This is a genomic window from Profundibacter sp. (assembly GCF_965277155.1).
In the GTDB taxonomy this organism is placed as follows: Bacteria; Pseudomonadota; Alphaproteobacteria; order Rhodobacterales; family Rhodobacteraceae; genus Profundibacter.
In genome coordinates, this window is record NZ_CBDIBV010000004.1 from 238,217 (window position 1) to 250,798 (window position 12,582).

Consider the following 12,582-nt stretch of genomic DNA (forward strand, 5'->3'; position numbering starts at 1 on the left):
CCCGCCCCCCTTAAGATTTCTGGAACATGGCAAGCATCCGGCGTGTCACCAGAAAACCGCCAACAATATTGATCGACGCGATCAGGATCGAAACGGTTGCAAGGATCACAACCAGCCAGTTGCCTGACCCGACCTGCAACAACGCCCCGAGGATCACGATCCCCGAAATGGCGTTGGTCACGGCCATCAATGGCGTGTGCAGCGCGTGGCTGACGTTCCAGATCACCTGGAAACCGATGAAACACGATAGGGCAAACACGATGAAATGCGCCATAAAGCTGGCTGGGGCATAGGCTCCGATGATCAGCATCAGCAAACCGCCGGCCGCCAGCATACCGACCTGTTGTTTGGTCGCCGCCTTGAATTCTGCCAGTTCCTGCGCACGTTTTTCTTCGACAGTCAGTTCCTTTGGCGCTTCTTTCTTGGGCTGGGCCGCGATGGCCTGCACCTTCAAAGGTGGCGGCGGGAAGGTAATCTTGCCCTTGTAAACCACCGTTGCACTGCGGATCACGTCGTCCTCCATGTTGTGCACGATCTTGCCGTCCTTTTCAGGCGTCAGATCATCCATCATATGGCGGATGTTGTTGGCATAGAGCGTTGAGGATTGCGTCGCCATCCGGCTGGGGAAATCGGTATAGCCGATGATGGTTACACCGTTCTTGGAAACCACCTTTTCGTCCGGCACTGTCAGATCACAGTTGCCGCCGCGCTCCGCCGCAAGGTCAACAATAACCGAGCCGGGCTTCATCATCTGCACCATATCCTTGGTCCAGAGTTTTGGCGCATCACGCCCCGGAATCAGCGCGGTGGTAATGACTATATCCATATCCGGTGCCAGCTCGCGGAATTTTTCCAGCTGCTTTTCGCGGAATTCGGGGCTGGAGGGGGCTGCATAGCCACCCGTTGCCGCGCCGTCCTGCTGGGCATCTTCAAATTCGAGGAAAACAAATTCGGCGCCCATGCTTTCGATCTGCTCGGCCACTTCGGGGCGCACATCAAAGGCATAGACGATGGCGCCCAGCGAAACCGCTGTGCCAATCGCGGCCAATCCGGCCACACCGGCCCCCACAACCAACACTTTCGCAGGGGGAACTTTACCTGCCGCTGTCACCTGACCGGTAAAGAAGCGGCCAAAGTTGTTGCCCGCCTCGATCACCGCGCGGTAACCGGCGATATTGGCCATGGACGACAGCGCGTCCATCTTTTGCGCTCGACTGATGCGCGGCACCATGTCCATGGCGATCACGGTTGCACCCTTGTCGGCGGCCAGTTCCATCAACTCTTCGTTTTGGCCGGGGAAATAGAACGAAATCAGAGTCTTGCCCTTGGTCAACCGGCGTTCTTCGGTCTTGGTGGGGGGGCGAACCTTGGTGATCACATCGGATTCTTTCCACAGGTTCACAGCCCCGCGGACAACTGTCACACCAGCCTCTTTATAGGCCGCGTCGGTGAAGCCGGCTGCCTTGCCGGCCCCTGCCTCGATCAGGCAGTCATACCCCAGTTTTTGCAACTGAAGCGCACTTTCGGGGGTCATCGCCACCCGCGCCTCGCCTTCAAAAACCTCTTTCGGTGTTCCGATTTTCAAAGCCAGTCCCTCCTTCTTTCCCCACGCGCATCAACACATGAATGTGACCATTTGTCTGTGCTTAACACCACATTCACTATTTGCAATACGTTCTTTTGCGCCCATATACATCAGGCATATCATCAATGTGGAGTAGACCAAATGCAAGGCCAAGTCACCACCCCCTTTCTGCAATCCAGCCGTCGCGTCTTTTTGACCGGAGCCATCACGGTTGTTGCCGCTGGAATTGCATTAAATGCAACACCTGTTCAGGCAGATGAAACTGTAATGACACCGCCCGAGGCACATAAGGCCGCTGTAGCAGGTGACATCATTCTGGTTGATGTGCGCACCCCGCAGGAATGGGCCGAGTCAGGCCTTGGCGAAGGGGCAATCGGGCTGGATTATACAGCAAAAGGTTTTGTCGATTCTCTGGTAAAACTGCGCAACGCCTACCCCGATAAACCGATTGGATTGATTTGCAGAACCGGGCATCGGTCAACCTATGTTTTTGATGCGCTAAACAAACAGGGCTTTCCCGGTTTGGTAAATGTCCCAGAAGGCATGGCAGGCGGGCCAAACGGGAAAGGCTGGATTCCGCGCGGGTTGCCGACCTATCCGGGCACCAAGGAAGAGATTGAAAAGCGTCTGAATGACGTGATGAATCCGGCCTGACAGGCCCCGTTACAACCAGCGTCGCACCTTCTTTTCATATCTCGCCCATTGTGCACGATAAGTGCGGCGCAGGTGCTTTTCCTCGCCCTCGATAAAGCGTTTCTCGATCACCCAGATGAAAATCGGGATCAAGGGCAGTGACAACACCGCATCCCAGCGCAGGATCAGCCCCGTCAGCACCAGCGCATCCCCCAGATAGATCGGATTGCGCGTGCGCCGGTATATCCCCGACTGCACGAAAGCACTGCTTTCGCGGCGCGGCACAATTGTCGTTTTTCGCCGGTAAAACTCGACCACAGCCAGCAGCATCAGCAACAGGCCAGCCCCCACCAGAATACCGCCAACAAAATCGGCCCCAAACTCCGCCAAATGACAGGCCCATAGGATAATAGGTGGATTGCGCCCATGCGATTGCAAGGAACGCGGCAAGCCAGACGGGGGGGATTTCGATTTGTTTCATGGCGGCAGGTTATAGGGGTGTTTTGGCAGCGGGCCAAGGCAGCTTTGACAGTATCGCAACACAATGTCGCGATTTTTGGCGGGCTGGGCAAAGCCAAGGATCTGTTCTAAGCATTTCCAATGGACAAGATACTGATCAGCGCCTGCCTGATGGGCGATCCCGTGCGCTATGACGGTAGGGCGAAAACCTCGGCCAATCCGCATTTGGCGCGCTGGCAGGCCCAGGGCCGCCTGATCCCCCATTGCCCGGAAGTGGCCGGTGGCCTACCCACCCCGCGCCTGCCCGCCGAGATCGAAACGGGGGCAATATCCGGACAGGTATTAACCGGTAAGGCACGGATTTACGACAGTGCCGGCGCAGATGTGACGCGGGCCTTTCTGGAAGGTGCCAAGGCCACTCTGGCAATCGCACTGGCAAACGGATGCCGCCACGCGGTGCTGACCGATGGCAGTCCCTCTTGTGGCACCTCGTTTATCTATGCTGGACATTTTGACGGCCGTCGCACGGCAGGTATGGGCGTCACGGCAGCACTATTGCAAAGCCACGGCATCAGGGTGTGGAATGACACACAGATTGATGAACTGGCCGCTTTGCTTGACCGCAAATAGCCTCTAATGTCCGGCCGGTATGACAGGAGCCCCACCATGACCGATTTCGCCGCCACCAAAGCCATGTTCCATCTGCCCGAGGGGGTGATCTATCTAGACGGCAATTCGCTTGGCCCCCTGCCCAAAGCCGCCGTGGCGCGGATCGGGCAGGCCATGCAGGACGAATGGGGCGAGATGCTGATCACCGGCTGGAACCGCGCCGGATGGATGGAGCAACCTACCCGCGTTGGCGACCGTATCGCCCGGCTGATCGGGGCCGAGGCGGGGCATGTGGTGATGGGCGATACCCTGTCGATCAAGGTCTATCAAGCACTGGCCGCCGCACTGGAAATGCGCCCTGACCGGCGGGTGATCCTGTCCGACAGCGGCAACTTTCCGACCGATCTTTATATGGCCGAAGGGCTGATTGGCGCGCTTGGCCGCCAGCACCAGTTGATCACGCCCGCACCCGAGGAGGTGGCCGCGCATATCAGCGAGGACGTCGCCGTGCTGATGCTGACCGAGGTCGATTACCGCACGGGGCGCAAGCACGACATGCGGGCGTTGACCGAACAGGCCCATGCGGCAGGTGCGCTGGTGATCTGGGATCTGGCCCATTCGGCGGGGGCCTTGCCGGTGGACTTGTCCGGCGCGGGGGCGGATTTCGCCGTTGGTTGCACCTATAAATACCTGAACGGCGGCCCCGGCGCACCGGCCTTTATCTATGTCGCCCCGCGCCATGCAGAACGGGTGCGCCCTGCGCTGTCCGGCTGGTTGGGCCATGCCGCGCCCTTTGCCTTTGATCTTAACTATACCGCCGGCGCCGGGATCGAGCGGATGCGGGTCGGCACCCCGCCGGTGCTGCAACTGGCCGCGCTCGAGGCCGCGCTGGATGTCTGGGACATGGCCGATATGAAGGATGTGCGGCAGCAGTCGATTGCCCTGTGTGACCGGTTTATTACAGGGATCGAAGCCGTCTGCCCCGCCCTGACGCTGGCCAGCCCGCGGGATGGGGCAAAGCGGGGATCGCAGGTATCGTTCCGGTTCGAACATGGCTATCCCGCGATGCAGGCCCTGATTGCCCGTGGCGTGATTGGCGATTTCCGTGCGCCCGACATTATGCGATTCGGCTTTACCCCGCTTTATATCGACGCGACGGATGTGGATGCGGCGGTGGCGGTGGTTGCGGATGTGATGCAGAACAATTTGTGGGACCGTGATGAATACCGGCAGAAGTCGCACGTGACGTAAACACGGGATGCGCTGCGCACGGCAGGTGTTTAGGAAAAGAAGAAGACAAGGAATGGTGCTTTTGTTCGGGCGCAGCGCGTGCTAAACTGTTAAGTTCAGTTTGCAGGGAATAAGGGGTGCGCAATGGCATATTCACTGATTGTAAACGGACAGCGGCACGAGGTGAATTTGCCCGGCGAGGTGCCCCTGCTGTGGGTGTTGCGCGATGAACTGGGGCTGAGCGGCACCAAATACGGCTGCGGGGTTTCCGCCTGTGGTGCCTGCACGGTGCATATGGATGGCGAGGCGGTGCGGTCGTGTCAGGTGGCGCTGGAAGATGTGGCCGGCGAGGTGACCACGATCGAGGGGATCGGCACGCCCGATGCGATGGATGCGCTGCAAAAGGCCTGGGTCGCGCATCAGGTGGCGCAATGCGGCTATTGCCAGTCAGGCCAGATCATGCAGGCGGCGGCGCTGCTGGCCGAAAACAATGCCCCGAATGATGCCGAGATTGACGCGGCGATGAACGGCAACCTGTGTCGCTGTGGCACCTACGGGCGAATACGGGCGGCGATCAAAACGGCCGCATCCGAAATGCGGGGGGAATAGATATGGGACGGATCAGAACATACACCCGCCGCGCGTTTATCGTAACCTCGGCCGCTGTGGCAGGTGGCGTGGCCTTTGGCGTTTACATGGCGAAAAAGCCGCTGGAAAACCCGTTGAAACCGGGGGCGGGCGCGGTGACGCTGAACCCCTATCTGATCATTGATCAGGAAGGCGTGACCATCATCGCCCCGCGCGCCGAGATGGGCCAGGGGGTGCAAAGCACGCTGGCCGCTCTGGTGGCCGAGGAACTGGATGTGGCATGGGAAGATGTGCGCGTGCTGCATGGCCCTGCGGCACAGGCCTATTATAACGGCGCGCTGATCACCGGACATGCGGAATACGAGGATGGCAAACGCACCGCATGGCAGGAATTCATGCGCGAGGTGAAGGACGTGGTGCCCAAAACCCTGTCGCTTCAGGTAACGGGTGGCTCGACCGCCACGATTGACGCCTTTGAAAAGATGCGTCTGGCAGGGGCCACGGCGCGCGAGGCGTTGAAGCTGGCAGCGGCGGAGAGGTTAAGCGGCGAACTACGGACAGAAAACGGGCAGATGATCGGGGCGGATGGCAGTGCCATTGCCTATGCAGACCTTGCCGAGGCGGCTGCAAAGATTGCACCACCAAAGGATGTGACCTTGCGCCCTGCCTCCGAATGGAAATATCTGGGCCACGACATGCCGCGTGTCGATATGGTAGCAAAATCCACCGGCACCGCGCGATATGGCGCGGATATGCGGCTGGAAGGGATGCGCTTTGCCACCGTGCGGATCAACCCGCGCCTTGGGGGCAGCATGGAATCCTTTGACGCCAGCGCGGCCAAAAAGATGGCCGGTGTCGAGCGGGTGATTGATCTGGGCAACGGCATTGCCGTGGTCGCCAGCAACACATGGCTGGCGTTTCAGGCGGCGGATGCGGTGCAGATCGATTGGCAGGACGCGCCCTACCCTGCCACCACCGACGGGCTGTTTGCGGCGATTGAAAAATCTCTGGACGAGGCCCCCAATTCCACCCTGCGCGATGATGGCAATACATCGGTCACACCTGATGGTGCCACGGAAATTACTGCCGAATACCGCGTGCCCTATCTGGCCCATGCAACGATGGAACCGATGAACGCCACGGCGCTGTTTACCGGTGATGCGCTGGAAATCTGGTGCGGCAATCAGGCCCCTCTGGTCTTTGCCGACAAGGCTGCGGAGGTCACGGGGCTGTCAGCGGATCAGGTCACCGTTCACACCCTGTTTATGGGCGGCGGATTTGGCCGACGGGCCGAAGCGGACGTGGCCATTCTGGCCGCCAAAGTGGCCAAGGCGATGCCGGATGTGCCCGTCAAAGTGATGTGGAGCCGTGAAGAGGACATGCGCCATGATTTCTATCGCCCCGCCGCCATCGCGCGGATGAAAGGGGCGGTAAAGGACGGCGAAGCAGTGCTGTTTGACGCCCGCATCGCCGCCCCCTCGGTCACGAAACAGTCGATGACGCGGATCATGGGCTTTGCCCCGCCGGGGGCGGACCCCGCGCATGTGGAAGGGGCCGCGAACCAGCCCTATGACATCGCCAATTACCGCGTGGCGGGGCATCTGGCGGATGTGGATGTGCCGGTGGGGTTCTGGCGTTCGGTCGGCAATTCCTTCAACGGGTTTTTCCACGAAAGCTTCATTGACGAGTTGGCCCACGCGGCGGGTGCGGACCCGTTGCAGTTTCGCGTTGACCATATCGCGCCACTTAGCCCGCCCACGGCCAAATTGCTGGCGGCGGTGCGGGAGATGTCGGGCTGGAGCGGCAAAACGCCGGATGGCATCGGGCGCGGGGTGGCTGTGACGTGGTCCTTCGGCACGCCGGTTGCGCAGGTGATCGAGGTAGCGGATAGCGATCAGGGCATCCGCATCACCAAGGCGTGGATCGCCTGTGACGTCGGTACGGCACTGGACCCGCGCAATATCCGGGCGCAGATGGAAGGCGGGATGATTTACGGGTTGTCGGCGGCGGTGCATGGGGAAATTACATTTGCAAATGGCGAGGTGGAGCAGGAAAACTTCCCTGATTATGACGCGCTGCGGATGGGAACCGCGCCGGTTACCGAAGTGCAAGTATCTGAAAACAATATGCATATGGGCGGTGTGGGGGAACCGGGCACACCGCCCTCCATGCCCGCGTTGGCTAATGCGCTATATGATCTAACGGGTAAACGGGCACGGGAATTGCCACTGTCAAAGCTGTTCGAATTAGCGGGGTAAATAATTTTCTGCGACGGGAAATCCGTCTTACCCCGTTCTATCTGTCACTGAAACAACAACAGGAGACAGATATGAAAAGCTTGATATTAGCCACGAGTGCCTTGGTTCTGATTGGTGTGTCCATGCCAGCCGCTGCCGGACCCGGCCACCCGAAATGGGATCGGATCGAAGACCGGATCGACCGCCTGGAAAATAGCCGTGACGAACGGGTGAACCACGGCCCGCGCGACCGGATCGAAGATCGTCTGGACCGCTGGGAAGATCGCCGCGACCGCAATGGAAAACCGGTGCCCAAATTCATGCACCGCTGGGAGCGCCATAGCTGGAAACGCCGCCTGCATAGCTAGGGCGTAGATTCCGAAACAGGATGCGCGGTGGCCCAGAACCGCCGCGTATCCCAATCTTGACCTAGTTAATGCCATTGGCCTGTTGCAAGGCACGCACATAGGCCACGATGGATTTTACTTCTGCATCGGTGATGCCCTCTACCGGCGGCATGTTCCCGAATTTCCAGTGGTGTGACCGAACCCCGTTGCGCGCGGCCATCAGGAATGCCATGTCACCATGATGGCCGGGGCGATATATCTGATGTATCAATGGCGGGGCCACCCCCACCTGACCGACGGCATTTTCCCCGTGACACGTCGCGCATTTTGCCTCAAATGCCCGCTTGCCGATGGCGGCCTGCCCCGTCAGTTCGGGCACCGTGATTTGCACAATCGCCCGGCCGGCAGGCTCGTCCCCCGTTACAGAAGCTGCAACCTGCTCGGGTGTTTTATAGTTATTGTAGATCAATGCCCCAAATCCGGCCAAAGCCAAAACCGCGATACCTAACCGCACATTGTTATTCATTTCTTATTGCTCCTGTAGCTGTTTCCAGCACAGTCTGCAGGTTCCCGTCAGGGGAAGGTCAAGCGGTTTTCAACACAGGGCGCTGTCCGGTGGCCCAATTGCGCACGGCATCGCCAAAATGTGCAAACAGGGGTTTTGAAACAGGGTCTTTTTCGGCGTTGTATTCAGGGTGCCACTGCACCGCGAGGGCAAAACCGGGGGCATCTTTGATATAGGTCGCTTCGGGTATGCCATCATCGGCAATTCCGTCAATCACCACACGCGGACCGGGGGTTTTAATCCCTTGCCCGTGCAAGGTGTTGGTCATCACCTCGTGCTTACCGACAATGTTTTCAAATATCCCGCCTTCGGTGAAATGCACGCAATGGCGCAAGGCGAATTTTTCCTCGAGTGTGCCATCGGGTGGCATCCGGTGGTTCATCCGTCCCTCAAGTTCGCGAATTTCGGGATAGAGCGTGCCGCCCATCGCCACATTTACCTCTTGAAAACCGCGACAGACACCAAAAAATGGTTGGCCACGATCAACGCAGGCACGGATCAGCGGCAGGGTGATTTCATCGCGGCAACGGTCAAAATCACCGTGTTTTTCGGTGGCTTCCTCGCCGTATTCGGAAGGGTGCACATTGGGACGTCCGCCTGTAAACAAAAATCCGTCGCATGTTTCCAGCAATTCATCAACCGAAACGTAATGCGGATTGGCGGGGATCATCAGCGGCACACAACCCGCAACATGGCTGATAGCCTCGGCGTTCATCTGGCCACTGGCAAAAGCGGGGTAATCATCCCCCAACATATAGAAATTCGCGATAATGCCGACAACGGGACGTTTCATAGTAAACCTGAGCCTTGGTAAGTTGGCATGGGTATACGACAAAAGTATCTTGCCGGTAAACGCACATTTCGCACACGGTAGTAGCGTTGTGTGCAATCGCGCACGTTTATCCTTGGGCCTTTAGCTCCAGTCGCCGCGCATGCAGAACCGGTTCGGTATAGCCAGAGGGTTGTTCCCGCCCCTTGAACACCAGATCACAGGCCGCCTGAAAGGCGATACTGTCAAAATCGGGGGCCATCGGACGATAGGCAGGGTCACCGTCATTCTGGCTATCCACCACGGCGGCCATCTTGCGCATCGCGTCCATCACCTGTTCTTTGGATACAACCCCGTGATGCAGCCAGTTGGCCAGCGCCTGTGAGGAAATGCGGCAGGTGGCGCGATCTTCCATCAACCCGACATCGTGGATATCGGGCACCTTGGAACAGCCCACCCCCTGATCAATCCAGCGCACCACATAACCAAGGATACCCTGAGCATTGTTTTCGATATCGGCGGTAATATCGGCCTCGGACCAGTTGGTGCCATCGGCCAGCGGAATGGTCAGAAGATCGTCCAGCGTGGCGCGTGGGCCAGCGGCGGTAATTTCGTCCTGACGGGCAAATACATCCACCTTGTGATAATGCGTTGCATGCAGGGTGGCCGCAGTTGGGCTGGGCACCCATGCGCAGTTGGCGCCGGACAGCGGGTGGCCAATCTTGGCCGCAAGCATATCCGCCATAAGGTCGGGCATCGCCCACATCCCCTTGCCGATCTGTGCCTTGCCCTGCAAACCGCAGGTCAGCCCGATATCGACATTGCGATCCTCGTAGGCCTTGATCCACGGGGTATGTTTCATCTCGCCCTTGCGCACCATTGGTCCCGCTTCCATCGAGGTATGGATTTCATCCCCCGTGCGATCCAGAAATCCGGTATTGATAAACGCCACACGGTTTTGCGCGGCACGGATACATTCCTTCAAATTCGCGCTGGTGCGGCGTTCCTCGTCCATGATGCCCAGCTTGACGGTGTATTGCGGCAGGCCGAGGATGTCTTCGACACGGGTAAAGATTTCATCGGCAAATGCTACTTCGTCGGGTCCGTGCATTTTGGGTTTCACCACATAGACCGAACCGGCGACCGAGTTGCGCAAGCCACCGGATTTGCGCAGGTCATGCATGGCAATCAGCGTGGTCAGCATGGCATCCATCAGCCCCTCGGGGATTTCGTTGCCATCACGGTCCAGAATGGCCGGATTGGTCATCAGATGCCCGACATTGCGCACCAGCATCAGGGCGCGTCCCTTCAGGGCAACGGCGCCGCCATCGGGGGCGGTGAATTCAAGGTCGGGGTTCAGTTTACGGGTGATCTCGCGGCCGTTTTTCATCAGCGTTTCCGACAGATCGCCCTTCATCAGGCCCAGCCAGTTGGAATAGGCCAGCACCTTGTCCTCGGCATCGACGGCGGCGACGGAATCTTCGCAATCCATAATAGTGGACAGCGCCGATTCCAGACGGATATCAGCCACATGCGCCTTGTCATTGGCGCCGATTTCAACATCTGAGTTTACCTCGATAATGATATGCAAGCCGTTGTTCTGCAACAGGATTGCCGTAGGTGAATTCGCATCCCCCCGATAGCCGGCAAACTGCGCGGGGTTCTTCAGCGCAGGCACCAAGGCGCCCGTTTCTACCCGATAGCCATCATGGTCTGCATGGCTACCATTTGCCAAGGGCACAGCATCATCCAGAAACGCCCGCCCCCATGCAATCACCCGCGCACCGCGTTCAGGATCATACCCCTTGCCCACAGGCAGATCGCCCAGCGCATCGGTGCCATAGAGCGCATCATACAACGACCCCCAACGCGCATTCGCCGCATTCAGGGCAAAGCGGGCATTCATGATCGGCACCACCACTTGCGGCCCCGCGATGCTGGCGATTTCAGGGTCCACATTGGTGGTTTGAATGGCAAAATCCGCCCCTTCGGGCAGCAAATACCCGATGTCACGCAAAAACGCCTGATAGGCCACGGCATCATGCGCCTGCCCGCGCCGCGCGATGTGCCAATCGTCTATCTGTTTTTGCATATCCTTGCGTATCGCAAGCAATGCCTGGTTTTTGGGTGCCAGATCATGCACCAGATCAGAAAAACCCGCCCAGAAATGTTCTGCCGAAATATCGATTTCTGGCAATGCTTGCTGATTTACGAACTCTGCCAGCACTTCGGAAACCTTCAGTCCATTGATTTCAAATATATTTTTCATATTTCCACCAGTTCCCATTGATTGCCAGCAATGACAACACACAAGCCACAGCCCAATGGTAACTGCTAATGGGGCAGCGAACGCAAATCAACAGTTTGTTAAAGGAATATTACCAAAACTGTTTCAGGAAATTATTGAAAAGACCTCTGCATAACATCGGGATTCCCCCGGGTTGGCCGTTTTGGTAAGCTAGCCGGGAAATCTCTGGGGTGAATAGATGGACCTTTTCCTGCACGAAGCGGCGGCACGGATCGGCGCGGATGACGTTCTGTCGAAGATCGACGCGCTGATGGATTGGAACTCGTTTTTGCCGATCCTGCGGCGCGGTCTGGGGCGCTCGGGGATCGGGCCTCAGGGCTATGATCCGCTGGTTCTGTTCAAGTGTCTTCTGGTTGGCCAGTGGCACGGGCTGAGCGACCCGAAGCTGGAGCGGGCCTTGAAGGTGCGGCTGGATTTCATGCTGTTCTGCGGGCTCGATCTGCACGCGTCGGTGCCGGATGAGACGACCCACTGCCGGTTCCGCAATGCGCTGGTCCGGGGTGGCGTTTACGATGAGCTGCTGGCCGAGGTCTGCCGCCAGATCGAGGCGCATGGGCTGAAGCTGAAAGAGGCTGAGGCGGCGATCATTGATGCGACCCTGATCGCGGCGGCGGCGCGCCCGCGCACCCATATCGACGCCCCGCAGGACCGGGCAGAGGACGGGGCAAGGGAAGGGACGCCGGATGATCCGCCCGAGGTCTCACCCGACGGGGCACAGCTGCATTTCAGCGCCGACCCTGATGCCCGCTGGGTCAAGAAGGGCCGCAAGAGCACGCTCGGCTACAAGGGCTTTGCCCGCTGCGACGAAGAGGGCTTTATCGACAAGGTGCACACCACGCCCGCCAATGCCGCCGAAAGCCCCGAATTCGCCACCATGATCGCGGGCGCAAAGGCGCAGCGGGTGCTGGCCGACAAGGCCTATGCGAGCAAGGCCAACCGCCAGATGCTGCGCGGCAAATACCGCGACGGCATCCTGCGCAAGGCAGCGCGCGGCCGCCCCCTGCGGCAATCGGAGAAACGCTTCAACCGGCTGATTTCGAAACGCCGCTTCCGCATCGAGCAGACTTTCGGCACGATGAAACGCCTCTTCGGCCTGCAGCGGGCGAGATATTTCGGGCGCGCCAGGGTGCATGCCCAGATGGTCATGGCCGCCATCGCGCAAAACCTGCTCAAGGCCGCAAACAGGATCACCCTCAACCCGCAAACCCCCGCAATCGCATAGCCCCAAACCCCGCCACCCGTCTGTCCGCCG

The 12,582-nt window shown here is 58.9% G+C and carries 11 protein-coding genes and 1 pseudogene; 7 read left to right on the top strand and 5 right to left on the bottom strand.

Annotation, left to right across the window (positions count from 1 at the left end; all coding sequences use genetic code 11):
• Positions 1 to 10: 10 nt before the first annotated feature.
• A complete protein-coding gene (locus ACQY4M_RS03170; protein ID WP_428540720.1) occupies positions 11 to 1,585 on the bottom strand; it encodes a Re/Si-specific NAD(P)(+) transhydrogenase subunit alpha in 1,575 nt (524 codons plus the stop codon).
• A 57-nt stretch (positions 1,586 to 1,642) separates the two neighbouring features.
• Here ACQY4M_RS03170 and ACQY4M_RS03175 point away from each other — a divergent pair, with 57 nt between their 5' ends.
• Positions 1,643 to 2,239 carry a rhodanese-like domain-containing protein gene (locus tag ACQY4M_RS03175; RefSeq protein ID WP_428540723.1) on the top strand — a complete coding sequence of 199 codons (597 nt, stop codon included), beginning with the start codon at positions 1,643 to 1,645 and terminating at the stop codon, positions 2,237 to 2,239.
• 9 nt (positions 2,240 to 2,248) lie between these two features.
• On the opposite strand, the pseudogene ACQY4M_RS03180 reads toward ACQY4M_RS03175, so the two are convergent.
• Positions 2,249 to 2,699, bottom strand: a pseudogene (locus ACQY4M_RS03180) (methyltransferase family protein).
• Between the two features lie 119 nt (positions 2,700 to 2,818).
• Here ACQY4M_RS03180 and ACQY4M_RS03185 point away from each other — a divergent pair.
• The 5 genes from ACQY4M_RS03185 to ACQY4M_RS03205 all read left to right on the top strand — a co-directional run bounded on the left by ACQY4M_RS03185 (position 2,819) and on the right by ACQY4M_RS03205 (position 7,709).
• A complete protein-coding gene (locus ACQY4M_RS03185; protein ID WP_428540726.1) occupies positions 2,819 to 3,307 on the top strand; it encodes a DUF523 domain-containing protein in 489 nt (162 codons plus the stop codon).
• Positions 3,308 to 3,343: 36 nt separating this feature from the next.
• Complete coding sequence (gene kynU / locus ACQY4M_RS03190) at positions 3,344 to 4,537, top strand: kynureninase (RefSeq protein ID WP_428540729.1); 1,194 nt, start codon at positions 3,344 to 3,346, stop codon at positions 4,535 to 4,537.
• 123 nt (positions 4,538 to 4,660) lie between these two features.
• Positions 4,661 to 5,125: a (2Fe-2S)-binding protein gene (locus tag ACQY4M_RS03195; protein ID WP_428540732.1), complete on the top strand. Its 465-nt coding sequence runs from the start codon at positions 4,661 to 4,663 to the stop codon at positions 5,123 to 5,125.
• 2 nt (positions 5,126 to 5,127) lie between these two features.
• Complete coding sequence (locus tag ACQY4M_RS03200) at positions 5,128 to 7,362, top strand: molybdopterin cofactor-binding domain-containing protein (protein ID WP_428540735.1); 2,235 nt, start codon at positions 5,128 to 5,130, stop codon at positions 7,360 to 7,362.
• A gap of 71 nt (positions 7,363 to 7,433) precedes the next feature.
• Positions 7,434 to 7,709 carry a hypothetical protein gene (locus ACQY4M_RS03205; RefSeq protein ID WP_428540738.1) on the top strand — a complete coding sequence of 92 codons (276 nt, stop codon included), beginning with the start codon at positions 7,434 to 7,436 and terminating at the stop codon, positions 7,707 to 7,709.
• Positions 7,710 to 7,770: 61 nt separating this feature from the next.
• Here ACQY4M_RS03205 and ACQY4M_RS03210 read toward each other — a convergent pair whose 3' ends face one another.
• The 3 genes from ACQY4M_RS03210 to ACQY4M_RS03220 all read right to left on the bottom strand — a co-directional run bounded on the left by ACQY4M_RS03210 (position 7,771) and on the right by ACQY4M_RS03220 (position 11,291).
• On the bottom strand, positions 7,771 to 8,214 hold the full coding sequence (locus ACQY4M_RS03210; protein ID WP_428540745.1) for a c-type cytochrome: 444 nt from the start codon (positions 8,212 to 8,214) through the stop codon (positions 7,771 to 7,773).
• A 58-nt stretch (positions 8,215 to 8,272) separates the two neighbouring features.
• Positions 8,273 to 9,046 carry a gamma-glutamyl-gamma-aminobutyrate hydrolase family protein gene (locus ACQY4M_RS03215; RefSeq protein WP_428540748.1) on the bottom strand — a complete coding sequence of 258 codons (774 nt, stop codon included), beginning with the start codon at positions 9,044 to 9,046 and terminating at the stop codon, positions 8,273 to 8,275.
• 106 nt (positions 9,047 to 9,152) lie between these two features.
• Positions 9,153 to 11,291 (bottom strand): malate synthase G, encoded by a 2,139-nt coding sequence (locus tag ACQY4M_RS03220; RefSeq protein WP_428540751.1) that lies wholly within the window; start codon positions 11,289 to 11,291, stop codon positions 9,153 to 9,155.
• Between the two features lie 217 nt (positions 11,292 to 11,508).
• On the opposite strand from ACQY4M_RS03220, the gene ACQY4M_RS03225 reads away from it, so the two are divergent.
• A complete protein-coding gene (locus tag ACQY4M_RS03225; protein ID WP_428539221.1) occupies positions 11,509 to 12,552 on the top strand; it encodes an IS5 family transposase in 1,044 nt (347 codons plus the stop codon).
• Positions 12,553 to 12,582: the final 30 nt, after the last annotated feature.

Bases quoted from the DNA above. Each gene is read 5' to 3' on its own strand.
- ACQY4M_RS03200 (WP_428540735.1), top strand. From the start codon at position 5,128: ATGGGACGGATCAGAACATACACCCGCCGCGCGTTTATCGTAACCTCG.
- ACQY4M_RS03225 (WP_428539221.1), top strand. From the start codon at position 11,509: ATGGACCTTTTCCTGCACGAAGCGGCGGCACGGATCGGCGCGGATGAC.
- ACQY4M_RS03215 (WP_428540748.1), bottom strand. From the start codon at position 9,046: ATGAAACGTCCCGTTGTCGGCATTATCGCGAATTTCTATATGTTGGGG.
- kynU (WP_428540729.1), top strand. From the start codon at position 3,344: ATGACCGATTTCGCCGCCACCAAAGCCATGTTCCATCTGCCCGAGGGG.
- ACQY4M_RS03195 (WP_428540732.1), top strand. From the start codon at position 4,661: ATGGCATATTCACTGATTGTAAACGGACAGCGGCACGAGGTGAATTTG.
- ACQY4M_RS03185 (WP_428540726.1), top strand. From the start codon at position 2,819: ATGGACAAGATACTGATCAGCGCCTGCCTGATGGGCGATCCCGTGCGC.
- ACQY4M_RS03210 (WP_428540745.1), bottom strand. From the start codon at position 8,214: ATGAATAACAATGTGCGGTTAGGTATCGCGGTTTTGGCTTTGGCCGGA.
- ACQY4M_RS03205 (WP_428540738.1), top strand. From the start codon at position 7,434: ATGAAAAGCTTGATATTAGCCACGAGTGCCTTGGTTCTGATTGGTGTG.
- ACQY4M_RS03220 (WP_428540751.1), bottom strand. From the start codon at position 11,291: ATGAAAAATATATTTGAAATCAATGGACTGAAGGTTTCCGAAGTGCTG.